The organism is Sphingobium sp. BHU LFT2, assembly GCF_018604485.1.
In the GTDB taxonomy this organism is placed as follows: Bacteria; Pseudomonadota; Alphaproteobacteria; order Sphingomonadales; family Sphingomonadaceae; genus Sphingobium; species Sphingobium yanoikuyae_A.
The window spans coordinates 61,368-85,280 of the sequence record NZ_JAFCGW010000005.1; the positions used below are offsets into that span (position 1 = coordinate 61,368).

General features: G+C 62.4%; 33 protein-coding genes. 2 read left to right on the plus strand and 31 right to left on the minus strand.

Annotation, left to right across the window (positions count from 1 at the left end):
* Positions 1 to 76 precede the first annotated feature (76 nt).
* Positions 77 to 1,120, plus strand: coding sequence for an acyltransferase family protein (locus JQK15_RS11795; RefSeq protein ID WP_214865694.1), 1,044 nt, complete (start codon positions 77 to 79; stop codon positions 1,118 to 1,120).
* Positions 1,121 to 1,153: 33 nt separating this feature from the next.
* On the opposite strand, the gene JQK15_RS11800 is transcribed toward JQK15_RS11795, so the two are convergent.
* Complete coding sequence (locus JQK15_RS11800; protein WP_214865697.1) at positions 1,154 to 1,927, minus strand: CsgG/HfaB family protein; 774 nt, start codon at positions 1,925 to 1,927, stop codon at positions 1,154 to 1,156.
* Between the two features lie 195 nt (positions 1,928 to 2,122).
* Between JQK15_RS11800 and lepA the strand changes: the two genes are divergently transcribed.
* Positions 2,123 to 3,928, plus strand: coding sequence for a translation elongation factor 4 (gene lepA, locus JQK15_RS11805; protein ID WP_037510832.1), 1,806 nt, complete (start codon positions 2,123 to 2,125; stop codon positions 3,926 to 3,928).
* Between the two features lie 110 nt (positions 3,929 to 4,038).
* Here lepA and JQK15_RS11810 read toward each other — a convergent pair whose 3' ends face one another.
* The 30 genes from JQK15_RS11810 to rpsG all read right to left on the minus strand — a co-directional run bounded on the left by JQK15_RS11810 (position 4,039) and on the right by rpsG (position 23,904).
* Entirely contained in the window at positions 4,039 to 5,721 is a 1,683-nt protein-coding gene (locus tag JQK15_RS11810) for a hypothetical protein (RefSeq protein ID WP_214865699.1), read from the minus strand.
* Positions 5,722 to 5,902: 181 nt separating this feature from the next.
* Positions 5,903 to 6,355 (minus strand): hypothetical protein, encoded by a 453-nt coding sequence (locus tag JQK15_RS11815; RefSeq protein ID WP_251007716.1) that lies wholly within the window; start codon positions 6,353 to 6,355, stop codon positions 5,903 to 5,905.
* Positions 6,356 to 6,502: 147 nt separating this feature from the next.
* On the minus strand, positions 6,503 to 6,676 hold the full coding sequence (locus tag JQK15_RS11820; RefSeq protein ID WP_214866002.1) for a hypothetical protein: 174 nt from the start codon (positions 6,674 to 6,676) through the stop codon (positions 6,503 to 6,505).
* Positions 6,677 to 6,748: 72 nt separating this feature from the next.
* The gene (locus JQK15_RS11825) at positions 6,749 to 7,300 is read right to left on the minus strand and encodes an ATPase (protein ID WP_214865701.1); all 552 of its coding nucleotides are present in this window, start codon (positions 7,298 to 7,300) and stop codon (positions 6,749 to 6,751) included.
* Between the two features lie 38 nt (positions 7,301 to 7,338).
* Entirely contained in the window at positions 7,339 to 7,995 is a 657-nt protein-coding gene (locus JQK15_RS11830) for an adenylate kinase (RefSeq protein ID WP_099231028.1), read from the minus strand.
* 46 nt (positions 7,996 to 8,041) lie between these two features.
* Complete coding sequence (gene secY / locus JQK15_RS11835; protein ID WP_004208701.1) at positions 8,042 to 9,388, minus strand: preprotein translocase subunit SecY; 1,347 nt, start codon at positions 9,386 to 9,388, stop codon at positions 8,042 to 8,044.
* Between the two features lie 195 nt (positions 9,389 to 9,583).
* A complete protein-coding gene (rplO, locus tag JQK15_RS11840; protein WP_004208702.1) occupies positions 9,584 to 10,114 on the minus strand; it encodes a 50S ribosomal protein L15 in 531 nt (176 codons plus the stop codon).
* A gap of 136 nt (positions 10,115 to 10,250) precedes the next feature.
* Positions 10,251 to 10,430, minus strand: a complete 180-nt coding sequence (rpmD, locus tag JQK15_RS11845; protein WP_010337294.1) for a 50S ribosomal protein L30 — start codon at positions 10,428 to 10,430, stop codon at positions 10,251 to 10,253.
* Positions 10,431 to 10,435: 5 nt separating this feature from the next.
* Positions 10,436 to 11,146, minus strand: coding sequence for a 30S ribosomal protein S5 (gene rpsE / locus JQK15_RS11850; RefSeq protein ID WP_004208704.1), 711 nt, complete (start codon positions 11,144 to 11,146; stop codon positions 10,436 to 10,438).
* A gap of 2 nt (positions 11,147 to 11,148) precedes the next feature.
* Positions 11,149 to 11,514: a 50S ribosomal protein L18 gene (gene rplR, locus JQK15_RS11855; protein WP_004208705.1), complete on the minus strand. Its 366-nt coding sequence runs from the start codon at positions 11,512 to 11,514 to the stop codon at positions 11,149 to 11,151.
* Position 11,515: 1 nt separating this feature from the next.
* Positions 11,516 to 12,049 (minus strand): 50S ribosomal protein L6, encoded by a 534-nt coding sequence (rplF, locus tag JQK15_RS11860; protein WP_004208706.1) that lies wholly within the window; start codon positions 12,047 to 12,049, stop codon positions 11,516 to 11,518.
* Positions 12,049 to 12,444 carry a 30S ribosomal protein S8 gene (gene rpsH, locus JQK15_RS11865; RefSeq protein WP_004208707.1) on the minus strand — a complete coding sequence of 132 codons (396 nt, stop codon included), beginning with the start codon at positions 12,442 to 12,444 and terminating at the stop codon, positions 12,049 to 12,051. The genes rplF and rpsH overlap by 1 nt, the downstream gene beginning before the upstream one ends.
* A 12-nt stretch (positions 12,445 to 12,456) precedes the next feature.
* On the minus strand, positions 12,457 to 12,762 hold the full coding sequence (gene rpsN / locus JQK15_RS11870) for a 30S ribosomal protein S14 (protein ID WP_004208708.1): 306 nt from the start codon (positions 12,760 to 12,762) through the stop codon (positions 12,457 to 12,459).
* Between the two features lie 50 nt (positions 12,763 to 12,812).
* Positions 12,813 to 13,385, minus strand: coding sequence for a 50S ribosomal protein L5 (gene rplE / locus JQK15_RS11875; protein WP_004208709.1), 573 nt, complete (start codon positions 13,383 to 13,385; stop codon positions 12,813 to 12,815).
* On the minus strand, positions 13,385 to 13,696 hold the full coding sequence (gene rplX, locus JQK15_RS11880) for a 50S ribosomal protein L24 (RefSeq protein WP_004208710.1): 312 nt from the start codon (positions 13,694 to 13,696) through the stop codon (positions 13,385 to 13,387). Before rplX ends, rplE begins: the two co-directional genes overlap by 1 nt.
* Positions 13,696 to 14,064, minus strand: coding sequence for a 50S ribosomal protein L14 (gene rplN / locus JQK15_RS11885; protein WP_004208712.1), 369 nt, complete (start codon positions 14,062 to 14,064; stop codon positions 13,696 to 13,698). Before rplN ends, rplX begins: the two co-directional genes overlap by 1 nt.
* 168 nt (positions 14,065 to 14,232) lie before the next feature.
* Entirely contained in the window at positions 14,233 to 14,496 is a 264-nt protein-coding gene (rpsQ, locus tag JQK15_RS11890; RefSeq protein ID WP_004208713.1) for a 30S ribosomal protein S17, read from the minus strand.
* A gap of 12 nt (positions 14,497 to 14,508) precedes the next feature.
* A complete protein-coding gene (rpmC, locus tag JQK15_RS11895; protein ID WP_004208714.1) occupies positions 14,509 to 14,712 on the minus strand; it encodes a 50S ribosomal protein L29 in 204 nt (67 codons plus the stop codon).
* A 3-nt stretch (positions 14,713 to 14,715) separates the two neighbouring features.
* The gene (gene rplP, locus JQK15_RS11900; RefSeq protein ID WP_004208715.1) at positions 14,716 to 15,147 is read right to left on the minus strand and encodes a 50S ribosomal protein L16; all 432 of its coding nucleotides are present in this window, start codon (positions 15,145 to 15,147) and stop codon (positions 14,716 to 14,718) included.
* Between the two features lie 21 nt (positions 15,148 to 15,168).
* A complete protein-coding gene (gene rpsC / locus JQK15_RS11905) occupies positions 15,169 to 15,864 on the minus strand; it encodes a 30S ribosomal protein S3 (protein WP_004208716.1) in 696 nt (231 codons plus the stop codon).
* A 4-nt stretch (positions 15,865 to 15,868) separates the two neighbouring features.
* Positions 15,869 to 16,255: a 50S ribosomal protein L22 gene (gene rplV, locus JQK15_RS11910; protein WP_004208717.1), complete on the minus strand. Its 387-nt coding sequence runs from the start codon at positions 16,253 to 16,255 to the stop codon at positions 15,869 to 15,871.
* Entirely contained in the window at positions 16,255 to 16,533 is a 279-nt protein-coding gene (gene rpsS, locus JQK15_RS11915; RefSeq protein WP_004208718.1) for a 30S ribosomal protein S19, read from the minus strand. Before rpsS ends, rplV begins: the two co-directional genes overlap by 1 nt.
* A 5-nt stretch (positions 16,534 to 16,538) precedes the next feature.
* Positions 16,539 to 17,375, minus strand: coding sequence for a 50S ribosomal protein L2 (gene rplB, locus JQK15_RS11920; protein ID WP_004208720.1), 837 nt, complete (start codon positions 17,373 to 17,375; stop codon positions 16,539 to 16,541).
* Between the two features lie 10 nt (positions 17,376 to 17,385).
* Positions 17,386 to 17,700, minus strand: coding sequence for a 50S ribosomal protein L23 (locus tag JQK15_RS11925; protein WP_004208721.1), 315 nt, complete (start codon positions 17,698 to 17,700; stop codon positions 17,386 to 17,388).
* Positions 17,693 to 18,316 carry a 50S ribosomal protein L4 gene (gene rplD, locus JQK15_RS11930; RefSeq protein ID WP_214865703.1) on the minus strand — a complete coding sequence of 208 codons (624 nt, stop codon included), beginning with the start codon at positions 18,314 to 18,316 and terminating at the stop codon, positions 17,693 to 17,695. The genes JQK15_RS11925 and rplD overlap by 8 nt, the downstream gene beginning before the upstream one ends.
* Before the next feature lie 3 nt (positions 18,317 to 18,319).
* The gene (rplC, locus tag JQK15_RS11935) at positions 18,320 to 19,072 is read right to left on the minus strand and encodes a 50S ribosomal protein L3 (RefSeq protein ID WP_004208723.1); all 753 of its coding nucleotides are present in this window, start codon (positions 19,070 to 19,072) and stop codon (positions 18,320 to 18,322) included.
* 287 nt (positions 19,073 to 19,359) lie between these two features.
* On the minus strand, positions 19,360 to 19,668 hold the full coding sequence (rpsJ, locus tag JQK15_RS11940; RefSeq protein WP_004208724.1) for a 30S ribosomal protein S10: 309 nt from the start codon (positions 19,666 to 19,668) through the stop codon (positions 19,360 to 19,362).
* Between the two features lie 207 nt (positions 19,669 to 19,875).
* Positions 19,876 to 21,066 (minus strand): elongation factor Tu, encoded by a 1,191-nt coding sequence (tuf, locus tag JQK15_RS11945; RefSeq protein ID WP_004208725.1) that lies wholly within the window; start codon positions 21,064 to 21,066, stop codon positions 19,876 to 19,878.
* Between the two features lie 137 nt (positions 21,067 to 21,203).
* Positions 21,204 to 23,276, minus strand: a complete 2,073-nt coding sequence (gene fusA, locus JQK15_RS11950; RefSeq protein ID WP_004208726.1) for an elongation factor G — start codon at positions 23,274 to 23,276, stop codon at positions 21,204 to 21,206.
* 157 nt (positions 23,277 to 23,433) lie between these two features.
* A complete protein-coding gene (rpsG, locus tag JQK15_RS11955) occupies positions 23,434 to 23,904 on the minus strand; it encodes a 30S ribosomal protein S7 (protein ID WP_004208727.1) in 471 nt (156 codons plus the stop codon).
* Positions 23,905 to 23,913 lie beyond the last annotated feature (9 nt).

The window sequence follows — 23,913 nt, forward strand, 5'->3', positions numbered from 1 at the left end:
CGTATCCGCCATTTGCGCATTGCGCGTTAACCAAGAAAATATCCCATTCGTTGCTCGATCATTGCTATGAAGCATCATGGTCGAAACGAAGCCGAAACGGACAAGGCTGAGGGAGCTGGACGCGTTGCGCGGCATCGGCGCCTTGTGCGTGCTGGTCTTCCATTATTCGACCCGCTTCCATGAGCTGTTCCCGCAGGCCAGCCATGTGCCCTTCAGCTTCCCCGGCGGCAATTACCGCGTGCTGCTGTTCTTCACCATTTCCGGCTTTGCGATCTTCTTCACGCTGGACCGGATTGGCACGGTCGCCGACTTCATCGTCAACCGCTTCGCCCGCCTCTATCCCGCCTATCTGGTGGCGATGCTGGTGACGCTGTCGATCGAATATCTGGCGCAGGCGACCCAGTTGCTGGTCGGCCCCTTTGCGATTCTCGCCAATCTGACGATGCTCCAGGGCTTTGCCTTCATTCCCGAAGTGGACGGCGCCTATTGGACGCTGACGGTGGAGATCGCCTTCTATTTCTGCATGGTCTCGATCTGGAAATGGATCGGCCTGCGGCATCTGGAACCGACGCTGGTGGTCTGGCTGATCCTGCGCTGGGTGATGCAGCTCTGGCCCGATATCGTGCCCGAACGGGTCGTGATGCTGCTGGTGCTGCGCTATACGCCCTTCTTCATCATCGGCATGCTGGCCTACCGCATCTGGGCGGGACAGCGCAGCTGGCAGCAACAGGCGCCCTATGCCGCGCTGGCGCTGCTATCGATCGCGACCATGGAAACATGGGACGTCACGATTGTCGGTCTTGTGCTGATGGCGACCTTCGCAGCGCTGATCCGCAACCATCTGCGCTTCCTGGCGATCCGGCCGCTCGTCTGGATGGGTGGAATCAGCTACAGCTTCTACCTGATCCACCAGCATGTCGGCTTCGTCGTCATGCTGGAAATCGCCAGGGCCGGCTATAGTCCCTGGATCGGCTTTGCCGCTGCCTTCCTCGTCGCGCTGACGCTCGGCACGCTCATCAACCGCCTGGTCGAGCGACCGGCGGGAGAGATCATCCTGCGCTGGTGGAAGAAGCGGCGACGGGAGCCAGGCCCGCTTGCGGAGATTGCGCCGAGCGGATGAGGGCGCTGCCGCAGCGGCAGCGCCCCCTCGTCATCAGGGCTGCGCGACCGGTGCCGCCGCCGCAGCATTGTCGGGCAGGCCGCCCAGCTGCGTCACCAGCTTTGTATAAGCGTCGAGATAGGCGAGCACGATCACCTGGCCGATCTCGGTATTCTGATAGCCACCGCCACCGGCGCCGGCAAAACCGCCCCACCAGCTCGACCCGCCGCTGGCGTTGAAGCTCAGGTCCGACTTGCGGGCATAGCCTTCGGTCAGCGCCTCTTCCTCGGTGGTGCGGGCATTGACGACCGAGAGGGTGACATTGGCCTCGCTCTTCTTGACGTTGATGCCGCCGGCGATCCGGCCCCAGGTGCTGCCACCCATGAAGCCGCCGAGCACGCCGCCCAGCGAATTGCCGCCGCTGTTGCGGTTGGAGGAGACGATATCCGGCTCCAGGAAATAATCCGCCGCCTTCACCTGGCCACGGCCCAGATTGCTGTTCGCCTGCAACTCGCCATTGTCAGCCATGGCGCGTTCCATGTTGCGGCTCGCCATCGACCGGCCGCGATTGACGAGGCCGAAGCAGCCCGACTGCTGCACGAAGATCTTCAGGATCGCCTCGGGGCTGCCCAGATTGAGTTCGCGCCACCACTGATTGTCGGGCTCGACGATCGCGACGGTGCCAAGGCGGCGGGTGCAGCGCGGGATCTCCGCCTGCTTTCGCGACTGTTCCTGACGGGCCGACGAACCCTTTTCGGCGGCCATCGCCATCGGCGCGGCCGAACCAAGGCAGACCGCAGCCGCAGTCAGCATCTTCAATACACGCATTTTCAAAAACCCCGTTTCCTGTCTGGTCGAGAGAAATTGGTGCGCCCCGGATATTTTTCTGGAACGTAACACAGCCGCAGGGGGCTTCCAAGCAAAGGGGGTTAATGACGATGCTTGTCATCGCACGGCAATTTCGCATGCCATGCACTACGTGATCCTGCTGACAGCGCCCGCAACTGCTGCTATCGGGCGCCGATGACCGACCTGTCCCATATCCGAAACTTTTCGATCATTGCGCATATCGACCATGGCAAGTCGACGCTGGCCGATCGCCTGATCCAGCGCACCGGCGGCCTGACCGACCGTGAGATGAGCGCGCAAGTCCTTGATAACATGGACATCGAAAAGGAGCGCGGGATCACCATCAAGGCGCAGACCGTGCGCCTGGACTATACCGCCAAGAATGGCGAGACCTATGAGCTCAATCTCATGGACACGCCGGGTCATGTCGACTTCGCCTATGAAGTGTCGCGGTCGCTGGCCGCGTGCGAGGGCGCGCTGCTGGTCGTCGACGCCGCGCAGGGCGTGGAAGCGCAGACGCTGGCCAACGTCTATCAGTCGATCGAGCATGATCATGAGATCGTGCCGGTGCTGAACAAGATCGACCTGCCCGCCGCCGAGCCGGAAAAGGTGCGCGCGGAAATCGAGGAAGTAATCGGTCTCGACGCGTCGGAAGCGGTGCTGGCGAGCGCCAAGTCCGGCATCGGCATCGACGACATCCTGGAAGCGATCGTCACCAAGATCCCGGCGCCCAAGGGCGACCGCAACGCCCCGCTGGAAGCGATGCTGGTCGACAGCTGGTACGACCCCTATCTGGGCGTCGTCATCCTGGTGCGCGTCGTCAACGGCGTGATCAAGAAGGGCCAGGCGATCAAGTTCATGATCGGCGGCACCGAACATCTGATCGACCGTGTCGGCTGCATGCGCCCCAAGATCGAGGCGCTGCCAGAACTCGCCGCCGGCGAGATCGGCTTCATCACCGCCCAGATCAAGGAAATCGCCCAGACCCGCGTCGGCGATACCATCACGACCGTGAAGAATGGCGCCGCCAAGCCACTGCCCGGCTTCAAGGAAGTGCAGCCGGTGGTATTCTGTGGCCTGTTCCCAGTCGACGCCAATGATTTCGAGAAGCTGCGCGAGTCGATCTCGAAGCTGCGTCTCAACGACGCCAGCTTCTCGTTCGAGATGGAAACTTCGGCCGCGCTCGGCTTCGGCTTCCGCTGCGGCTTCCTGGGCCTGCTGCATCTGGAAATCATCCAGGAGCGGCTGAGCCGCGAATATGATCTGGACCTGATCACGACGGCACCGTCGGTCGTCTATGACATGCACATGAAGGATGGTCGCACCCTTCACCTGCACAACCCGGCCGACATGCCCGATCCCAACCATATCGAGATGATCGAGGAGCCCTGGATCGAGGCCGTGATCTATTGCCCCGACGAGTATCTCGGTTCGATCCTGAAACTGTGCCAGGACCGTCGCGGTATCCAGAAGAACCTCACCTATGTCGGCGGCCGCGCCCAGGTGACCTATGAACTGCCGCTCAACGAAGTGGTGTTCGATTTCTATGATCGCCTGAAGAGCATCAGCCGTGGCTATGCCAGCTTCGACTATCACCAGATCGGCACGCGTGAGGGCGACCTCGTCAAGATGAGCATCCTCGTCAACAACGAGCCGGTCGATGCGCTGTCGATGATCGTCCACCGCTCGGCCGCCGAAGCGCGCGGCCGCCACATGTGCGAGCGCCTCAAGGATCTGATCCCGCGCCACCTGTTCAAGATCCCGATCCAGGCGGCGATCGGCGGCAAGGTGATCGCGCGCGAGACGATCGCAGCGATGCGCAAGGACGTCACGGCGAAATGCTATGGCGGCGACATCACCCGCAAGAAGAAGCTGCTGGAGAAGCAGAAGGAAGGCAAGAAGCGGATGCGCGAATATGGCAGCGTCCAGATTCCGCAGGAAGCCTTCATCGCCGCCCTGCGCATGGGCGACGAGAATTAGGATAGGCGCCGGCGGGCGGGATCGTCCGCTGCCCAAACATGACATCGCCCATGATCCGCTATGGGATCATGGGCGATTTTCGTTTCATTCTGCCTTGTACAGTGATCCTGTCAGTCGGCGACCTTGAACCGAGTGCCGACGAATAGCCCCACGGCGAAATGTGTATCCTCTCCGGCAAAGGCGCGGCCGAACAATTTTGCGCCGGCGTGCAGTCCCTCCGTGGCGCTGGTGACGAAACTGATCGGCACGTCATATTCCAGCCGGTCCCTGGAGAAATTCCAGCTCGCCTTCGGCGCGATGCCGAGCGGCAACTTGATATTGCTCATGTCCCAGCGGAATTCGGCGCCGAGCTTCACGAACCAGTTCTTGTCCAGCGGCGCGAGGTTGGTGGTAACGCAGTGCGTGGTTCGATCGTCCTGATCGGGAGTCGGGCAGACAATCTGATCTTTGTTGTCATCAGCGATGGATAGTTCCTCCCCCATTTCCAGCAAGGCGGCGAGCCGGAAGGGGCGGCGATTATCGACGCCCTCGGGCCGACGCTTGCCCAGCAGCACGCCGGCGCTCCCTCCGATCGACCAGGGCGTCCCATCGGTCTTTCGCGATTTTATCCCCAGGGGCTCGTCCGCCTTCAGATAATCGGGATCGAGGCTGGCGAGATCACGATATTCGTCCGATGCATGACCGATGCTCGCCGTGATGGTCCAGTCCCACAGCGGATCAGGTACACCCCATAGCGCATTGGACAAAGCTTCCATCCCGGCTGCCGACTTGACGCCTGTCAGCATCGATTGTGGGGACGTGCAGTTCGCCTTTGCCTGACTGAGATCCGTTTCGGCGTTGAGCCTGTCTGCGGCGTCGACCACTGCCGGCGGCGGCTGAAGTCGCTGGTCGTGTGTGTAAGCCGTGGCCGTGACTTCGCGCTGGCAGATGGCCGTTATGATGGCGGCCGCGTCATACAGGGCCTGATCCATTTCCGCGCGGCTGCGTCGGCGCGAATAGGCGCGGCTATAGGAAATCTTGAACTTGGCATCGTTGCCAAAGCCGTCGGACGATCGAAGGACGGCATCACCGTCCTTCAGCTTGGCTGACAGCTCGAACGCCAGTTGGTCCGTCATGGGCCGATCACCAACGATTTCGCCGTTCACCCGGAACAGCTTCTTAGCATTGATTGGCCAGCTATATTTCAGCGCAACGCGTGAACCGCCCTCTGCCATCGTGAGTTGCCCAGCTAAGCCGATGCTGCTGACGTCGCGCTCCAACGGTGCTGTTGGAATCGCTTCCAGGACCCGCACATCATATGCGCGCCGAGCCGCCAGGAAGTCGGCGCTAGCTTTATTGGGACGGTCAAAGAATCGCTCTGTATCGAACTGCGGTGCCGGTGGGATAATGGGCGGTGGCACGGGTATGAACGCAGCAAGCTCCTTGCGGGTCTTGGCCAGGGCGTCGCGTGCTGCAACCGCGTTTCGATCGGCGACGTCGGCTGCGGCCATGTCCTTTTTCAGTTGCGCCTCTACCTCATTCCGAAACTCGACGGATTGCGAGGACGCTGACTGCCCGGCTGCCTTCAACCGATCGTTCAGGATGTCCAGAAAGGCCTTTGTCGCTTCCGCCTTCTTGCGCGCTTCCAAGGCATCGGTTTCGGCCTTGGTGGCGGCCGTTTCCGCACGCGCTAACCCATCGGAGAGGTGGTCCTTGGATGGCCGCATATGGGATATGGCCTGTCCATATATGGGTGCTGCGGCCAGAGTTCCGGACAGTCCGGTAATGGCCAGTAAAAATTTCGTCCTCCGCATCGTCATCCCCCTGATAATATAACGATATCGAAACGATATATTCTTCCCTGTTCGAGGCAATCATTCTTAATGAGCGACCAACATCAGCCGGTGGGGCGATATATTGGGAACAATGGGCAAATCGCGCAGGATTTGCTTGCGGCGGGCGCGATATGTCCGGGGGCAGGTAGCGGGGGGCCGCTTAATTGCCCGCCAGCGCGCGCCGTCGCCGGATTTCCTCAAGGACGCGTTCAACCGCAGCGATGGCCGCGGGGCTGCCGGGGCCGCTATTGAGATCCGGCGTGGGGGCCTTGCGACCGGCATGCGCCGGCGACAATGGAGTGAAGCGGTCGGGCGCGCGGCACCGCAGCAGGAACATCAGCAACCGGTCATTATAGACCCGCCGGGTGCCGACCAGCTTGCCATAGCTGTAGACCGGTACTTCGACGCCATGGATGGCGCGCTCCATGGCGATATCCTCCAGTCGGCGCACGCCCTGGTCGAGTGCGGCCTGCCAGGCGGCGGCAAAGGAGTCCGCGTTGCGCGCGCGGCGCAACTGATAGGCGGAGACGGTCGATTTGCCGGCCTGGGCGGCGGCATGGGTGACCGAGCCGGAATCGGCCAGCGCTGCGATGAAGATATGTTGTCGCGCCACGGTCCAGCCATCGTGCCGACCGCGCCGGGGGACCGGCTGGAAATCGGTCAGGGCGTTGGCCTGGGTTGGGGCAGCGGCCGCAGCATCAGGCGATGGCGGCCAGGGCGGAGGGGGTGAGGGGATCGAGTTCATAGCGGCAAATATAACCTATATGGTTATATGTAGGACAGCCCTTAACGCGCGCCAGTCGATCGGCCGGTTCGACCAGGGCCGGGCATGATATTTGAGGATCGGACGCTGACCGAGCGAGACGCCGTCGCGGACAAGGATGCGGGCATCCGGATCGCTGTCGGCCGGGGCCAGATGGGCGACGAGAACCAAGCATCTTCCATCGGGTTGGAGGTCATCGGGCTTCCACTCCGATTTGCTATTGCCTGCCGGCGCGGTCGCGCGTCAGCCCTTGCTTTCGGCCGCCCGCTTATACCCGTCGAGTTGCTCCACCAGCACCTTGTCGACGATCGGTGCGATCGGCGCCAGGCCACCGCGCATATAACCGCCCACCGAATAGGTCAGCGTTACCTGGCTGCCGCCGGGTGCGGCCGCAATGGCGAAGTCCAGCACGCCGGTCACCGCTTCGCTCTGCAGTGGCCCCAGAGCCCCGCTCAGCCGCAATCGCTGGCCCGGCGCGGCGTAGATGACCCGCGCATGTTCGATGCTGCCAGAGACCCCCTTTCCGTTCTTGTCGGGAAGGGTCTCGCAGAAGCAGCCCCCGGCCTTCGCCTCCAGCACCATGTTGCGCGCATCGCCGCTATAGGTGTGTGCGCTGTTCCACCAGCGCCCCGGCTCCGCCAGCAGCGCATAGGCCGCGTCGGGCGCCAGCGCCACGTCCACGCTCGCCTGCACGACAAAGCCGGCATCGCTGCTGGCCACCACCCCACCCTGTCCGGGCGCGGCCGCCAGCGCCATGCCGGCGCCTGTCAGTATCGATTTGATTGGATAGGCCATGTCCCCTCCCCGCCTTGTCGCCGGGGAGGGAGAATAGCTCAGGCCGGAACGCCGTCCAAGATGGCGACGATCGCGCCGCTGACATCGTTCATGTCGGCCATGCCGTCGACGCGGCTGACGATGCCGCGCGCTTCGTAGATCGGCAGGATCGGTGCGGTCTTGGCGCGATATTCGGCCATGCGGGTCCGCACCGTTTCCTCATTGTCGTCGGGACGACGCTTGAATTCGTGCCCGCCGCACTTGTCGCACGTACCCTCGACCTTGGGCTGCTTGAAGGCATCATGATAGCCTTCGCCGCAGGTCGCGCAGGTGAAGCGGCCGGTAATGCGCTCGACCAGCGCATCCTCGTCCACTTCCAGCTCGATCACATGATCGAGCGTGCGGCCGCGATCGGCCAGGATGGTGTCGAGCGAATGGGCCTGGGCCTCGGTCCGCGGATAGCCGTCGAAGATCACGCCGGTATCGGCCGCCAGCGCATCAAGCGCTTCGCCGATGATGCCCGAGACGACCTCGTCCGGCACCAGCGAACCCGATTCCATCAGCGCCTTGGCCTGCAGGCCGACCGGAGTCCCCGCCTTGACCGCAGCCCGCAGCATGTCGCCGGTCGACAGCTGAACCATGCCACGGCTGTCGACGAGCCGCGTGGCCTGGGTGCCCTTGCCGGCACCCGGAGGACCAAGCAGAATGATATTCATTGCGCGCATTCTCCCCTTGTACTTGCGCTTGCCTGTCTGCGCCCCCTTAGCGCAGACGGCCCTTCAGCTTCGCCTTCTTGATCAGATCCCCATATTGATGGGCAAGCAGATGGCTCTGGATCTGGGTCACGGTATCGACCGTAACATTGACGACGATCAGCAGGCTAGTCCCACCAAGGTAGAAGGGAATTCCCGCCCGGGCGATGGCAAATTCCGGCACCAGACAGATGAAGGCCAGGTAGGCGGCGCCGATCACGGTGATCCGGGTCAGGACATAATCGAGATAATTCTCGGTATTCTTGCCCGGACGGATGCCCGGAATGAAGCCGCCATTGCGCTTCAGATTGTCGGCCGTCTCTTCCGGATTGAACACCACGGCGGTGTAGAAGAAGCAGAAGAAGACGATGCCCAGGCCATAAAGGCCCATATAGAAGGGGCTGCCGTGCGACAGATACTGGTTGATGGTCAGCACGATGCTGCTCCAGCGGCTGTCATCGTCCGCCTTCACGCCCATGAACTGCGAGATGGTCAGCGGCAGCAGCAGCAGCGAGCTGGCGAAGATCGGCGGGATCACGCCGGCGGTGTTGACCTTCAGCGGCAGATGGCTGCGATCGGCCTGCATCAGGCCCTGGCGCGTCTGGCGCTTGGGATACTGGATCAGCACCCGGCGCTGCGCCCGTTCCATGAAGCAGATGAAGGCAATCAGACCAAAGCCCAGCACCACGACCAGGAAAATGACCAGGCCCGAGATCGAGCCTTCGCTGCCCGACTTGAACAGGTTGCTCAGCGTCACCGGCAGCTGCGCGACGATACCGGCCATGATGATCAGCGAGGTGCCGTTGCCGATGCCGCGCGAGGTGATCTGCTCACCCAGCCACAGCAGGAACATGGTGCCGCCGATCAGCGAGATGATCGCCGAGACGACGAACAGCATGCCGGGGTCCACGACCACGCCCTGCGCCTGCCAGTTGGCGGCGGCGGCATAGCCCTGCACGGCGGTCAGGCCGACGGTGCCATAACGGGTATATTGGTTCAGCTTCTTGCGGCCGCTCTCGCCTTCCTTCTTGATCGCCGCGAGCTGCGGCGAGAGGGAGGCGGCCAGCTGCACCACGATCGACGCGGTGATATAGGGCATGATGCCGAGCGTGATGAGGCTCGCGCGCGACAACGCACCACCCGAGAAGGTGTTGAAGATGTCGAGGATGCCACCGGCCGACTTCTGCGACCAGGCCGCGAGCGCGGTGGGATCGATACCCGGCAGCGGCACGAAGCTGAGGAAGCGGAAGACGATCAGCGCGCCGAGGGTGAACCACAGGCGCTTCTTGAGGTCGGTCGCCTGGCTGAACTTCGCGAGGCTGAGATTGGATGCGAGCTGGTCGGCTCTCGATGCCATTGTGGCTGCCCTTCAAATCATTCTTGCCGGAGCCATCGGGCTCCGTGGCGGAATCGCTACCCCCTTAGCGGGGCGGGAAGACCATGTCGAACGGGAGTTGCCGCCGTTGCGACGAACATATGCTCCCCCCGATACACATAGCCCCGCCAACCCATATCGGGCAGCGGGGCCGTGCTTGCAAGTCTCGGGCGAGACTTAGGCCTTGGCGGCCTTCTTGGCGGCAAGGGCGGTGCCCTTCTTCGCCTTGGCCTTCTCGGCTGCCGGGACGACTTCGATCACGTCCAGCTTGCCACCGGCCTTGGCGACCGCTTCGACGGCGCTCTTCGAGGCACCGGCGACCAGGAAGCTGACCTTGGCGGTCAGTTCGCCCTTGGCGAGAACGCGGACGCCATCCTTGCCACCACGGGCCAGGTTGGCTGCCTTGAGCGCAGCATGGTCGATGACGGCAGCGGCGTCCAGCTTGCCGGCGTCGATCGCGGCCTGCACTTCACCCAGGTTCACGATCGCATAATCGTTGGCGAAGATGTTGTTGAAGCCGCGCTTCGGGATGCGCATGTGGAGCGGCATCTGGCCACCCTCGAAGCCGTTGATGCTGACGCCCGAGCGTGCCTTGGCACCCTTCTGGCCGCGACCGGCGGTCTTACCCTTGCCCGAGCCGATACCGCGGCCGACGCGCATACGACCCTTGCGGGCACCGGCATTGTCGTTGATTTCGTTCAGTTTCATGTTCGCACTCGCTTTCGCTTTTGTCGCGCTGATCCCGTGCGGGATCATCTAAAGGAAGCGCCCGGTAGCGCTTCCGCTGAAAAAACGAAAGAGGGGTTTCCCCCTCTTTCGCTTCATTTCGTCGGATCGAAACGGCTTAGCCCTCGACCACTTCCACCATGTGGGGGAGCTTCTTGATGGCACCGCGGACTTCCGCCGTGTCTTCCAGCTCGACCACGCGATGCATCTTGCCAAGGCCCAGGCCGATCAGAATCTTCTTCTGGCTTTCGGGGCGACGGATCGGCGAACCGATCTGCTTGATCTTGATCTTCGCCATGTCAGTTACTCCGCAATCGCTTCGGCGTCAGCCTGCGCGACTTCGGCCGAGGCACCACCGCGACGCAGAAGGTCAGCGACCTTCTTGCCACGACGCTGCGCCACCGACTTGGGGCTGGTCTGCTCGCCCAGCGCCGCGAAGGTCGCACGGATCATGTTGTAGGGGTTCGAGGTGCCGTTCGACTTGGTCACGACGTCAGCGACGCCGAGGCTTTCGAACACGGCGCGCATCGGACCGCCGGCGATGATGCCGGTACCGGCCGGAGCCGAACGGACAGTCACCTTGCCAGCACCGAAGTGGCCGAGGCCGTCATGGTGCAGGGTGCGGCCTTCCTTCAGCGGAACGCGAACCATGGCCTTCTTGGCCGAAGCGGTCGCCTTGCTGATGGCTTCAGGCACTTCGCGCGCCTTGCCATGACCGAAACCGGCGCGGCCCTTGCCGTCGCCGACGACGACCAGAGCAGCGAAACCGAAGCGCTTACCGCCCTTGACGGTCTTCGAGACGCGGTTGATGTGAACCAGCTTCTCGATCAGCTCTTCGCCCTGTTCCTCGTCACGGTTGCCGCCACGGCGGTCGTCGCGACGGCCACGGCCGCCACGCTCGCCACGGTTGCGGTCACCGCCACGGCCACGGCCACGGCCGGGACCACGACCTTCGGTCTGAGCCTCGGCACCCTCGACGGGCGCGACGACTTCGTTGGTGTTTTCGTCAGCCATGATCAGAACTCCAGCCCGCCTTCACGGGCGGCATCGGCCAGCGCCTTGACGCGGCCATGGAACAGGAAGCCACCGCGGTCGAACACGACCTTGGTGACGCCGGCCGCCGTAGCAGCGGCAGCGACGCGCTTGCCGACATCGGCAGCGGCTTCGGAAGAGGCGCCGGTCTTGCCCAGAGCCTTCGAGCCAACATCCTTGTCCAGGGTCGAAGCGGCGGCGACGGTGGTACCGGCGACGTCGTCGATGATCTGGGCGTAGATGTGACGGCCCGAACGATGGACGCTGAGGCGCGGGCGGGTGCCCGAAACAGCCTTGAGCGCGGTGCGAACGCGGCGACGACGCCGCGCGAAGAGGGAAAGCTTAGCCATCTTACTTCTTCTTCCCTTCCTTGCGGAAGATGAATTCGCCGGCGTACTTGATACCCTTGCCCTTATAGGGTTCGGGCTTGCGCCAGCGGCGGATCTCGGCGGCGACCTGGCCTACCTGCTGCTTGTCGATGCCGCTGATCTCGACCGTGGTGTTATCCGGGGTCTTGATCTCGATGCCTTCCGGAATCTCGAAATCGACGTCGTGGCTGTAGCCGAGCTGCAACTTCAGGGTCTTGCCCTGCGAGTTCGCACGGTAGCCGACACCGGTGATCAGCAGCTTCTTCGAGAAGCCCTGGGTCACGCCGGTGATCAGGTTCTGGATCAGGGTACGCTGCATGCCCCAGAAAGCGCGAGCGCGCTTGCCGTTGTTGGCGGGCTTTACAGCGATGCTGCCTTCTTCGACGGTGTAGGTCACTTCGTCGGCCAGCGGCATGGCGAGGGTGCCCTTGGGGCCCTTCACCGACAGCTGACCGTCAGCGATCGACGCGGTCACGCCCGCAGGCACGGTGACCGGCTTCTTGCCAGTGCGGCTCATCAGAACACCTCCGCCAGCACTTCGCCGCCGACATTCTGTTCACGCGCTTCGGCGTCGGACAGAACGCCCTTGGGCGTCGAGACAATGGTGATGCCCAGGCCGTTGCGGATCACCGGCAGTTCCTTGGAACCGGAATAGACGCGGCGACCAGGCTTGGACACGCGGGCAACATGCTTGATCGCAGGCTGGCCCTCGAAATACTTCAGCTCGATGCGCAGGCCGGGGTGATTGCCGAGGGTTTCCTCGGAATAACCACGGATATAGCCTTCGCGCTGCAGCACGTCGAGCACGCGGGCACGGAGCTTGCTGGCGGGGGACACAACGCTGTCCTTCTTCGCCTGCTGCCCGTTACGGATGCGGGTGAGCATATCACCCAGGGGATCGGTCAATGCCATCTCAAATGATCCTTACCAGCTCGACTTGGTGACGCCGGGGATCAGGCCCTTGTTGGCCAGATCACGCAGCTGCACGCGGCAGAGACGGAATTTGCGGTAGTAAGCGCGCGGGCGGCCCGTCAGTTCGCAGCGGTTGCGAATGCGGGTCGGGTTGCCGTTGCGGGGGACTTCCGCCATCTTCAGACGCGCAATCAGACGCTCGGTGTCGTCGAGAGCGGTATCGGCTGCGATCGCCTTGAGCTTCGCATAGCGGCCGGCATACTTCTTCACCAGCTTCTTGCGGCGCTCGTTCTTGTTGATCGAACTCAGTTTCGCCATGACTTAAGTTCTCTTCCTTAGCTTAAGCGTTGGGAGAGAAGCGGGGCCTGTTAGGCCGCCTGCTTCTCTTCAATCGGGAAGGGGAAGCCGAAGAGGCGCAGCAGTTCGCGCGCTTCGTCGTCAGTCTTCGCCGTGGTGGTCACGATGATGTCCATGCCACGCACCTTGTCGATGCGGTCATAGTTGATCTCGGGGAAGATGATCTGCTCCTTGATGCCGAAGGCATAGTTGCCACGGCCGTCGAAGCTCTTCGGGTTGAGACCACGGAAGTCGCGCACGCGCGGCAGGGCAATGTTGATCAGGCGATCAAGGAATTCATACATGCGCTCGCGGCGCAGCGTGACCTTGGCACCGATCGGCATGCCTTCACGCAGCTTGAACTGCGCGATCGACTTCTTCGCCTTGGTGATGACCGGCTTCTGGCCGGCGATCAGTTCCATTTCCTCGGCGGCCGAAGTGACCTTCTTCTTGTCCTGCGTGGCTTCACCGACGCCCATGTTGAGCGTGATCTTCTCGATCTTCGGGATTTCCATCACATTCTTGTAGCCGAACTTCTCGACCATCGCCTTCACGATGGCGTCGTCGTAGATCGACTTCGAGCGCGGAATATACTTGTCGGCCATTACAGCACCTCACCGGACTTGACGGCGACGCGGACCTTCTTGCCGTCGCGGTCCTCGAAACGGACGCGGGTCGGCTTGCCATCCTTGTCGGCGACAGCGACATTCGAAATGTGCATCGGGGCCGGCTTGCGGTCGATGCCACCCTGCGGGTTCGACTGGTCGGGCTTGCGATGCTTCGCATGCACGTTGATGCCTTCGACCAGGACCTTGTCGTCCTTGGGCATCACCTGGAGGACGGCGCCGGTACGGCCCTTGTCCTTGCCAGCCAGGACGACAACCTTGTCGCCCTTCTTGATCTTAGCAGCGCTCATTACAGCACCTCGGGAGCGAGCGAGATGATCTTCATGTGCTTCTTGGCGCGCAGCTCGCGAACGACCGGGCCAAAGATACGGGTGCCGATCGGCTCCTCGTTCTTGTTGATAAGCACAGCGGCATTGCCGTCGAAGCGAATCACGCTGCCATCAGCGCGACGCACGTCCTTGGCGGTGCGCACGATGACGGCGCGATGCACGTCACCCTTCTTCACCTTACCGCGCGGAGCAGCTTCCTTGACGGAGACGACAATGATGTCGCCCACGCCGGCGAAACGCCGCTTCGAGCCGCCCAGCACCTTGATGCACTGGACGCGCTTGGCGCCGCTGTTGTCCGCGACGTCAAGATTGGATTGCATCTGGATCATGGATCCGGTTCCTTCTTATTTGGCCTACCGGGACTATCCCGGCGGTTCCGAATTTCGTGAGTCGACCCGGTGAATCGAAATGCACGAAGCGCGGGCCTGTACCTCCTCCCGAAGGAAAAGGCCAGCCCCGCGTCCGAACTTTTTCGACTCTAGAGTCGGTGACTGCCCTTAGGCCGCCGATTCCGGCGACTTGTGGGTGTCCACACGCTCGATGACCTTCCAGGTCTTGAGCTTGGAAATCGGAGCGGTCTCTTCGATACGGACCGTTTCGCCTTCCTTGTAGACATTGCCCTCGTCATGGGCATGGTACTTCTTCGACCGGCGGATGATCTTGCCGTAGAGCGCATGCTTAACCTTGCGCTCCACGCGAACCACCACCGTCTTGTCGGTCTTGTCGGAAACCACCGTTCCCGTCAGCACGCGCTTGGGCATCGTGTGTTTCCTTTACTTCGCGGCCGAGCGCGAACGCTCGGTCTGCAGGGTCTTGATCTGCGCGATCGAACGACGGACTTCACGAACGCGGCTGGGCTTTTCCAGCTGGTTGGTGGCCGCCTGGAAACGCAGATTGAACTGCTCGCGCTTCAGGTTGTTCAGCTCGGTCGACAGCTCGTCGTCCGACTTGGTCTTGAGGTCTGCAACGTTGGCCACAGCTTAACCCTCCAGGTGCGAGGTGTCGCCGAGGCGGGCAACGACCTTCGTCTTGATGGGCAGCTTCATCGCGGCGCGCGAGAAGGCCTCTGCTGCGAGCGGACCGGGAACGCCGTCCAGTTCGAACAGGATACGGCCGGGAGCGACGCGAGCCGCCCAATATTCGACCGAACCCTTGCCCTTGCCCTGGCGGACTTCAGCCGGCTTCTTGGTGACCGGAACGTCGGGGAACACGCGGATCCACAGACGACCCTGACGGCGCAGGTGGCGCTGGATCGCGCGGCGAGCCGCTTCGATCTGGCGCGCGGTGATCCGCTCGGGCTCCAGAGCCTTGAGACCATAGGCGCCGAAGTTCAGCGCAGTGCCGCCCTTCGCATCGCCCTTGATCCGACCCTTGAAGGTCTTGCGGAACTTCATCTTCTTCGGTTGCAGCATGACGCTATTACCTTCTTATTCTCAGCGCGCCGGGCGCACGCCGGAGGTCTGAGCCTCCAGCATCAGCCGGTCGGTAGCCATCGGATCATGGCCGAGGATCTCGCCCTTGAAGATCCAGACCTTGATGCCGCAAACGCCATAGGCGGTGTGCGCCGTGGCTTCAGCATAGTCGACGTTCGCACGCAGGGTGTGCAGCGGAACGCGGCCTTCACGATACCATTCGACACGCGCGATCTCCGCGCCGCCCAGACGGCCGCCGCAGGTGATCTTGATGCCTTCGGCGCCCAGACGGAGAGCCGACTGCACCGCACGCTTCATGGCGCGACGGAAGGCAACGCGGCGTTCCAGCTGGTCGGCGATGCCCTGTGCGACGAGCTTCGAATCGATTTCCGGCTTGCGGATTTCGACGATGTTCAGCGACACGTCCGACGAGGTGAAGGCACCCAGCTTCTTGCGAAGCTTTTCGATGTCTGCACCCTTCTTGCCGATGATGACACCGGGACGGGCAGCGTAGATCGACACGCGGCACAGCTTGGCCGGACGCTCGATCACGACCTTCGAGATCGCGGCCTGCGGCAGGTTCTTCATGATGTACTGGCGGATCTTGAGATCTTCCAGCAGCAGGCGACCATAGTCGGCGCCTTCGGCGAACCAGCGGCTGTCCCAGGTACGGTTGATCTGCAGACGCAGACCGATCGGGTTGCTCTTGTGACCCATGTGCTTACGCCTCCGCTTCTTCGCCAGCTTCACGCACGACGATGCGCACGCGGCTGAAGGGCTTGAGGATCCGGGTCGACTTGCCGCGGCCGCGAGCGTGGAAGCGCTTCAGGGTGAAGCTCTTGCCCACCGATGCTTCCGCGACGACCAGGGCGTCGACGTCCAGATTGTGGTTGTTTTCCGCATTGGCGATGGCCGAAGCCAGCACCTTGCGCACGTCGACAGCCATCGCCTTCTTCGAGAAGGCGAGGATGTTGAGCGCGTCCTCGACCTTGCGGCCGCGGATCAGCGTGGCGACCAGGTTCAGCTTCTGGGCCGAACCACGGATCTGCGTGCCGACGGCGAGCGCTTCATTGTCGGCGACGCGACGGGGAGCCTTTTCCTTGCTCATTAGCGCTTGCCCTTCTTGTCGGCAGCGTGACCGGGGAAGAAGCGGGTCGGAGCGAATTCGCCCAGCTTGTGACCCACCATATCCTCGTTCACGAGAACCGGAACATGCTTGCGGCCGTTATAGACGTTGAACGTCAGGCCAACGAACTGCGGCAGGATGGTCGAACGGCGCGACCAGGTCTTGATCGGACCCGAGCGGCCATTGCTTTCCTGCGCGACTTCCGCCTTCTTCAGAAGGCTGAGGTCCACGAACGGACCTTTCCAGACGGAACGAGCCATCTCGCTTACCTCTTCTTCTTCGCGTGGCGGCTACGGATGATGAACTTGTCCGTTGCCTTGTTGTGACGGGTGCGCGCACCCTTGGTCGGCTTGCCCCACGGGGTGACCGGGTGACGGCCGCCCGAGGTCCGGCCTTCACCACCACCATGCGGGTGATCGACCGGGTTCTTCGCAACACCGCGCGTCAGAGGACGGATGCCGTTCCAACGGTTGCGGCCAGCCTTGGCAAGGTTGGTGTTGCCATTGTCGGGGTTCGACACGGCGCCAACGGTGCCCATGCAGTCCGAACGGATGTAGCGCTGCTCACCCGACGACAGACGCACCATGACCATGCCACGGTCGCGACCGACCAGCTGGGCATAGGTGCCTGCCGAACGGCAGAGCTGCGCGCCCTTGCCCGGCTTCATCTCGATGTTGTGGATGATCGTGCCGACCGGCATCTGACCCAGTTCCATCGCATTGCCCGGCTTCACGTCGGTCTTCTTGCCCGCGATGACCTTGTCACCGGGAGCCAGACGCTGCGGCGCAATGATGTACGCCTGCGTGCCGTCGGGATAGTTGACCAGCGCGATGAAGGCGGTGCGGTTGGGGTCATATTCCAGACGCTCGACCGTACCTTCAACGTCCCACAGGCGACGCTTGAAGTCGATGATACGATAGCGCTGCTTGTGACCGCCACCGATACCACGCGAAGTGACATGGCCCTTGTTGTTACGACCACCGGTCTTGCGCTTGCCTTCGGTCAGCGCCTTGACGGGCTTGCCCTTGTGCAGGCTCGACTTGTCGACGAGGATCAGGCCGCGCTGGGCCGGGCTCGTCGGATTATAGTGCTTGAGTGCCATCTATCTCGCCTCAAATACCGGTGGTGACGTCGATGGACTGACCTTCGGCCAGCGTGACGATCGCCTTCTTCACGTCGTTGCGCTTGTAGGGCTTGCCCTTCCAGCGCTTGACCTTGCCCTTCTGCACCAGCGTGTTGACCGCCTTGACGGTCACGCCGAACAGCGCCTCGACGGCAGCCTTGATCTCAGGCTTGGATGCGTCGTTGGCGACCTGGAAAACAACGGCGTTGTTTTCCGAGAGAAGGGTCGACTTCTCGGTGATGACCGGCGCAACAACGACGTCGAAGTGACGGTTGTCCACGGTCGCGGCTTCTTTCTTAGCCATTGAAACGGGCCTCCAGCTTTTCGACCGCGGCGCGGGTGAGCACCAGCGAGTCGGCCTTCAGGATGTCGTAGACGTTGGCACCAACGGCCGGCAGCAGGTTGACGCCGACGATGTTGGCCGAAGCCTTGGCGAAGCTGACGTTCACGGCGTCGCCGTCGATGAACAGAACCTTGTTCAGGTTCAGCTTGGCCAGGTTGGCGACCAGCGCCTTGGTCTTGCCTTCGGCAACGTCGAGATTGTCGAGAATGATCAGCGAACCATCCTTGACCTTCGACGACAGCGCCATCTTCAGACCCAGCGCGCGAACCTTCTTGTTCAGCGAGGGGTTGAAGTCGCGGACGCGGGCACCGTGAGCCTTACCACCGCCGATGAAGACGGGAGCGCGGCGATCGCCGTGACGAGCGGTACCGCCGCCCTTCTGGCGACCGAACTTCTTGCCGGTGCGGGCGACATCCGAACGCTCGCGCGTGCCGCGGGCAGTGCCACGACGCTTTTCGAGCTGCCAGGTGACGACGCGGTGCAGAATGTCGGCGCGGGGCTCGAGGCCGAAAACGGCATCGTTGAGCTCCAGCTCACCGGCAACTGCGGCGTCGAGGGTCTGTACATTGACCTTCATGGTTTAGCCCTCCTGGCCTTCGGTCGCTTCGGGAGCGGCCGCTTCCGCGGGCGTCTCGGCCGGCGCGGCATTGCTGTTTGCAGCCTGCTTCAGACTGGCGGGATAGGGCGCGTCGGCGTGACGGGGAACCTTCACGGCGTCGCTGACGGTCAGCCAGGTGCCCTTGGCGCCCGGAACCGAACCCTTGACGAACAGCAGACCACGCTCGACGTCCGTGCGGACGATCTCGAGATTCTGCTGGGTCCGCTCACGATCACCCATGTGACCGGCCATCTTCTTGTTCTTGAAGACGCGGCCCGGATCCTGACGGTTACCGGTCGAACCATGCGCACGGTGGCTGATCGACACGCCGTGGGTGGCGCGCATACCGCCGAAGCCCCAGCGCTTCATAGCACCGGCAAAGCCCTTACCCTGGGTGTGACCGGCAACGTCGACCAGCTGGCCAGCGACGAAGTGGTCAGCGGCGATTTCGGCGCCGACGTCGAGGAGCGCATCCTCGGCGACGCGGAATTCGACCAGACGCGCCTTGGGTTCAACTTCCGCCTTGGCGAAGTGACCGCGCTGCGGCTTGGCGACATTCTTGGCCTTGGCAACGCCAGCGCCCAGCTGAAGGGCGACATAACCGTCGCGCTCGACTTCCTTACGTGCGACGACCTGCGTACCCTCAAGGCTGAGGACCGTGACGGGGACGTGACGTCCGTCGTCCTGGAACAGGCGGGTCATCCCGACTTTCTTAGCGATCACGCCAGTGCGCATCACTGATTACTCCCATAGAGGCCCGCCATAGCAGCGGGCGTATCCAACGAAAAAACCGCTCAGCATCTCTGCTTCGCGGCCCAACCCAATGTATAGATCACCCCGTCCGGGTTGGATGCCGATCCCTCTCGGGAAAGGCGACGGGGGACCAGGACCACGCGCCTTGGCCGGTTCACCGGCGGGCCGTGCGGTATCCCTTGTGTCGTTTGAGCTTCCGCCTCTCCAGAGAAGAGGAACAGAATACCCGATACCCCGCCTACCTTGCGGAAGGCGGGGACTTGCCGACCTTAGGCCAGCTTGATTTCGACGTTCACGCCGGCAGCCAGGTCCAGCTTCATCAGCGCGTCGACCGTCTGCGGCGTCGGCTGCACAATGTCAAGCATACGCTTGTAGGTGCGGACTTCGAACTGCTCGCGCGACTTCTTGTCGATGTGCGGACCACGGTTGACCGTGAACTTTTCGATGCGCGTCGGAAGAGGAATCGGACCGCGAATGAGGGCGCCGGTGCGGCGGGCGGTTTCGGCGATGTCGCCGGTCGCCTGATCGAGCACGCGATGATCGAACGCCTTGAGGCGAATGCGGATGTTGCTGTCCATTGTTCCTGTACCGATGCGAAAGAGCCAATAACCAGCGCATTTTCATGAATCAGCCGGAGCAGCCGTTGATTTACAAAAACACGCCAACAAAAAAATATCCGCCCCGTTTTGCCCTTCTAGCTCATTCGAGCCGGAGAAAGGCGATCCGGGGCGGGTAAAAAACTTCAGCGGCGCGAATCGGGCGATTCGCGCCGCTGCGGTCCTATATTACTTCGAGATCGTGCCGACAACCCCTGCGCCGACGGTACGACCGCCTTCACGGATTGCGAAGCGCAGACCCGAGTCCATGGCGATCGGAGCGATCAGCTTGACGCCGAGCTTCACGTTGTCGCCAGGCATGACCATCTCGGTGCCCTCGGGGAGGATCACTTCGCCGGTCACGTCGGTGGTGCGGAAGTAGAACTGCGGACGATAGTTCGCGAAGAACGGGGTGTGACGGCCGCCTTCTTCCTTCGACAGCACGTAGACTTCGGCGTCGAATTCAGTGTGCGGGGTGACCGAACCGGGCTTGGCCAGAACCTGACCACGCTCAACTTCTTCACGGCCCACGCCACGGATCAGCGCACCGATGTTGTCGCCGGCCTGACCCTGGTCGAGCAGCTTGCGGAACATTTCGACGCCGGTGACGGTGGTCTTCTTGGTGGGCTTGATGCCGACGATTTCGACTTCTTCACCAACCTTGACGATGCCGGTTTCGACGCGGCCGGTCACGACGGTACCACGACCCGAGATCGAGAACACGTCTTCGATCGGCATCAGGAAGGGCTTGTCGACCGGACGGTCGGGCTGCGGGATCCAGCTGTCGACGGCAGCCATCAGCTTCAGAACGGCGTCGTGGCCGATTTCCGGGGTCTTGTCCTGCAGGGCAGCGACAGCCGAACCGGCGATGACGGGGATGTTGTCGCCATCGAAGTCGTACGAGCTCAGCAGCTCGCGGATTTCCAGCTCGACCAGCTCGAGGATTTCGGCGTCGTCGACCAGGTCAACCTTGTTCATGAACACGACGAGCTGCGGCACGCCGACCTGCTTGGCGAGCAGGATGTGCTCACGGGTCTGCGGCATCGGGCCGTCGGTGGCCGAAACGACCAGGATCGCGCCGTCCATCTGGGCGGCACCGGTGATCATGTTCTTGACGTAGTCAGCGTGACCCGGGCAGTCGACGTGCGCGTAGTGACGGGCTTCGGTCTCATATTCGACGTGGGCGGTCGAGATGGTGATGCCGCGCTCGCGCTCTTCGGGAGCCTTGTCGATGTTGTCGTACGAGGTGAAGGTCGCACCGCCGGTTTCGGCGAGAACCTTGGTGATCGCCGCGGTCAGCGAGGTCTTACCATGGTCAACGTGACCGATGGTGCCGATGTTGCAGTGCGGCTTATTCCGCTCAAACTTAGCCTTAGCCATTTTATCCTACCTTCTAATCAAAATCAGCTTGGGTCTGACCGCTCGGCCGCGCCTCGCGAAGGCGCGTCCATAGCAGCATATTCACAGATTACCAGCCCCTATCCGAGCCGATTGCACGGCCCGGACAGGGAAACTCGTCAGGCCATCTTCGCCTTGACTTCGTCCGCAACATTCTGCGGCACTTCGTCATAGTGCGAGAAGATCATCGAGTAGTTCGCGCGGCCCTGGGTGAAGGAACGCAGCGAGTTCACATAGCCGAACATGTTGGCCAGCGGGACCATCGCCTCGACCACCTGCGCGTTGCCGCGCGTATCGGTGCCCTGGATCTGACCACGACGGCTGTTCATGTCGCCGATGACGTCGCCCAGATATTCTTCCGGGGTCACGACTTCGACCTTCATGACCGGCTCGAGCAGGGTGATGCCCGACTTCTGCGCCGCTTCGCGCATTGCGGCGCGGCCGGTGATTTCGAACGCCAGCGCCGACGAGTCGACGTCATGGTACGCACCGTCATAGAGCAGCACTTCGAAGTCGATGATCGGGAAGCCGATCAGCGAACCGGTGGCAGCGGTTTCGCGCATGCCCTTTTCGATCGCGGGGATATATTCCTTGGGAATGTTACCGCCCTTGATCTCGTCCTTGAAGACGAAGCCCGAACCACGCTCGCCGGGGGTCAGCTTGACCTTGATACGGCCGAACTGACCGGTACCGCCCGACTGCTTCTTGTGGGTGTAGTCGACGTCGACGGCCTTCTTGAGATACTCGCGATAGGCCACCTGCGGCGCACCGACATTCGCCTCGACCTTGAACTCGCGCTTCATGCGGTCGACCAGGATTTCGAGGTGAAGTTCGCCCATGCCCTTGATGATGGTCTGACCCGATTCGTGATCGGTCGAGACGCGGAACGAGGGATCTTCGGCGGCCAGGCGGTTGAGGGCGACGCCCATCTTTTCCTGGTCGGCCTTGGTCTTGGGCTCCACCGACAGCTCGATGACCGGCTCGGGGAATTCCATCCGCTCCAGGATGATCGGCTGGCGCTCGGCGCACAGCGTATCACCGGTGGTGGTTTCCTTCATGCCGGCCAGCGCGACGATGTCGCCGGCATAGGCGGTGTCGATGTCTTCACGGCTGTTCGCATGCATGAGGAGCATACGGCCGATCTTTTCCTTCTTGTCCTTCACCGAGTTCAGGTAGGTGCCCTTGGTCAGGGTGCCCGAATAGATGCGCAGGAAGGTCAGCGAGCCGACGAACGGGTCGTTCATGATCTTGAACGCCAGGCCCGAGAAGGGCGCGTCGTCCGAGGTCGGACGGCTGTCGGGGGTTTCGCCATCCATCTTGACGCCCTGGACGTCTTCGATGTCGAGCGGGCTCGGCAGATAGTCGACGACGGCGTCGAGCAGCGGCTGAACGCCCTTGTTCTTGAACGCCGAACCGCACAGCACCGGCACGAAGGCGTGACCCAGCGTACCCTTGCGGATCAGCTTCTTGAGGGTCGCGGTGTCGGGCAGATTGCCTTCCAGATAGGCTTCCATCGCGGCATCGTCCTGCTCGACGGCAAGCTCGATCAGCTTTTCGCGATATTCGGCAGCCTTGTCGGCGAGGTCGGCCGGAATTTCTTCATAGTAGAATTCGGCGCCCAGGCTCTCATCCTTCCAGATGATCGCGCGGTTCTCGACCAGGTCGACCAGGCCCTTGAAGTCCGACTCTGCGCCGATGGGCAGATACAGGACGGCCGGGGTCGCGCCCAGACGGTCGATGATCGTCTGCACGCAATAATAGAAGTCGGCACCGGTGCGGTCGAGCTTGTTGATGAAGCACATCCGCGGAACCTTGTACTTGTCCGCCTGGCGCCACACGGTTTCCGACTGCGGCTCAACGCCGGCAACGCCGTCGAACGCGGCAACCGCACCGTCGAGCACGCGCAGCGAGCGTTCGACTTCGATGGTGAAGTCGACGTGGCCGGGGGTGTCGATGATGTTCAGGCGGTGGTCGTTCCAGATGCAGGTCGTTGCAGCCGAGGTGATGGTGATACCACGCTCCTGCTCCTGCTCCATCCAGTCCATGGTCGCGGCGCCGTCATGGACTTCGCCGATCTTGTAGGACTTGCCGGTGTAGTAAAGGATACGCTCGGTCGTGGTGGTCTTGCCGGCGTCGATATGCGCCATGATACCGAAATTGCGATAGCGTTCGAGCGGATGGCTGCGGGCCATGATGCTTCTCCGTTGCCGGCGCGCCGGCGGTTGGGGATTCGTTAATTCTGCGCGTGGCCCCTAAACCAATCCGTTCGCCATGGGTAGCCACCCACGGCGAACGGACCGATTTTGGAAACCAAATAACAAGGCGGGCACATAAGCGCCCGCCCTGCTGTTACCAGCGGTAGTGCGAGAAGGCGCGGTTCGCTTCCGCCATGCGGTGCGTATCTTCGCGCTTCTTGACGGCATTGCCGCGGTTGTTGGCAGCGTCCAGCAGCTCACCCGACAGACGGGCAGCCATGGTGGTTTCGCTGCGGTTGCGCGAAGCCGTGATCAGCCAGCGGATCGCCAGCGCCTGGGCGCGCTCGGGGCGCACTTCGACGGGGACCTGGTAAGTCGCACCGCCGACGCGGCGGCTGCGGACTTCGATGCCGGGCTTCACATTGTTCAGCGCGTCATGGAACATGCCGATCGGGTCCTTCTTGGACTTCGCTTCGACAGTATCGAGCGCACCGTAAACGATGGACTCGGCGACGGCCTTCTTGCCGTCCTGCATGATGCTGTTCATGAACTTCGACAGCACGATATCACCGAACTTGGGATCCGGCAGGATAACGCGCTTTTCGGGGCGACGACGACGTGACATATTACTGTT

What these genes read in the sequence shown, in the direction of transcription:
- rpsJ (WP_004208724.1), bottom strand. Translation starts at nt 19,668, where the DNA reads ATGGACAGCAACATCCGCATTCGCCTCAAGGCGTTCGATCATCGCGTG.
- JQK15_RS11830 (WP_099231028.1), bottom strand. Translation starts at nt 7,995, where the DNA reads ATGAATATCATTCTGCTTGGTCCTCCGGGTGCCGGCAAGGGCACCCAG.
- rplF (WP_004208706.1), bottom strand. Translation starts at nt 12,049, where the DNA reads ATGAGCCGCACTGGCAAGAAGCCGGTCACCGTGCCTGCGGGCGTGACC.
- rpmD (WP_010337294.1), bottom strand. Translation starts at nt 10,430, where the DNA reads ATGGCGAAGATCAAGATCAAGCAGATCGGTTCGCCGATCCGTCGCCCC.
- JQK15_RS11800 (WP_214865697.1), bottom strand. Translation starts at nt 1,927, where the DNA reads ATGCGTGTATTGAAGATGCTGACTGCGGCTGCGGTCTGCCTTGGTTCG.
- rplP (WP_004208715.1), bottom strand. Translation starts at nt 15,147, where the DNA reads ATGCTGCAACCGAAGAAGATGAAGTTCCGCAAGACCTTCAAGGGTCGG.
- rplB (WP_004208720.1), bottom strand. Translation starts at nt 17,375, where the DNA reads ATGGCACTCAAGCACTATAATCCGACGAGCCCGGCCCAGCGCGGCCTG.
- JQK15_RS11825 (WP_214865701.1), bottom strand. Translation starts at nt 7,300, where the DNA reads ATGGCCTATCCAATCAAATCGATACTGACAGGCGCCGGCATGGCGCTG.
- rplE (WP_004208709.1), bottom strand. Translation starts at nt 13,385, where the DNA reads ATGGCCGACAAGTATATTCCGCGCTCGAAGTCGATCTACGACGACGCC.
- rplR (WP_004208705.1), bottom strand. Translation starts at nt 11,514, where the DNA reads ATGGCTAAGCTTTCCCTCTTCGCGCGGCGTCGTCGCCGCGTTCGCACC.
- secY (WP_004208701.1), bottom strand. Translation starts at nt 9,388, where the DNA reads ATGGCATCGAGAGCCGACCAGCTCGCATCCAATCTCAGCCTCGCGAAG.
- rplN (WP_004208712.1), bottom strand. Translation starts at nt 14,064, where the DNA reads ATGATCCAGATGCAATCCAATCTTGACGTCGCGGACAACAGCGGCGCC.
- rpsE (WP_004208704.1), bottom strand. Translation starts at nt 11,146, where the DNA reads ATGGCTGACGAAAACACCAACGAAGTCGTCGCGCCCGTCGAGGGTGCC.
- rpsN (WP_004208708.1), bottom strand. Translation starts at nt 12,762, where the DNA reads ATGGCGAAACTGAGTTCGATCAACAAGAACGAGCGCCGCAAGAAGCTG.
- rpsC (WP_004208716.1), bottom strand. Translation starts at nt 15,864, where the DNA reads ATGGGTCACAAGAGCAACCCGATCGGTCTGCGTCTGCAGATCAACCGT.
- rplD (WP_214865703.1), bottom strand. Translation starts at nt 18,316, where the DNA reads ATGAAGGTCAATGTACAGACCCTCGACGCCGCAGTTGCCGGTGAGCTG.
- rpsG (WP_004208727.1), bottom strand. Translation starts at nt 23,904, where the DNA reads ATGTCACGTCGTCGTCGCCCCGAAAAGCGCGTTATCCTGCCGGATCCC.
- rpsQ (WP_004208713.1), bottom strand. Translation starts at nt 14,496, where the DNA reads ATGCCCAAGCGCGTGCTGACGGGAACGGTGGTTTCCGACAAGACCGAC.
- rplC (WP_004208723.1), bottom strand. Translation starts at nt 19,072, where the DNA reads ATGCGCACTGGCGTGATCGCTAAGAAAGTCGGGATGACCCGCCTGTTC.
- fusA (WP_004208726.1), bottom strand. Translation starts at nt 23,276, where the DNA reads ATGGCCCGCAGCCATCCGCTCGAACGCTATCGCAATTTCGGTATCATG.
- JQK15_RS11810 (WP_214865699.1), bottom strand. Translation starts at nt 5,721, where the DNA reads ATGCGGAGGACGAAATTTTTACTGGCCATTACCGGACTGTCCGGAACT.
- rpsH (WP_004208707.1), bottom strand. Translation starts at nt 12,444, where the DNA reads ATGGCATTGACCGATCCCCTGGGTGATATGCTCACCCGCATCCGTAAC.
- lepA (WP_037510832.1), top strand. Translation starts at nt 2,123, where the DNA reads ATGACCGACCTGTCCCATATCCGAAACTTTTCGATCATTGCGCATATC.
- JQK15_RS11925 (WP_004208721.1), bottom strand. Translation starts at nt 17,700, where the DNA reads ATGGCTAAGAAAGAAGCCGCGACCGTGGACAACCGTCACTTCGACGTC.
- rpsS (WP_004208718.1), bottom strand. Translation starts at nt 16,533, where the DNA reads ATGGCTCGTTCCGTCTGGAAAGGTCCGTTCGTGGACCTCAGCCTTCTG.
- rplO (WP_004208702.1), bottom strand. Translation starts at nt 10,114, where the DNA reads ATGAAACTGAACGAAATCAACGACAATGCCGGTGCCCGCAAGGGTCGT.
- JQK15_RS11795 (WP_214865694.1), top strand. Translation starts at nt 77, where the DNA reads ATGGTCGAAACGAAGCCGAAACGGACAAGGCTGAGGGAGCTGGACGCG.
- tuf (WP_004208725.1), bottom strand. Translation starts at nt 21,066, where the DNA reads ATGGCTAAGGCTAAGTTTGAGCGGAATAAGCCGCACTGCAACATCGGC.
- rplX (WP_004208710.1), bottom strand. Translation starts at nt 13,696, where the DNA reads ATGAGCGCTGCTAAGATCAAGAAGGGCGACAAGGTTGTCGTCCTGGCT.
- rplV (WP_004208717.1), bottom strand. Translation starts at nt 16,255, where the DNA reads ATGAGCAAGGAAAAGGCTCCCCGTCGCGTCGCCGACAATGAAGCGCTC.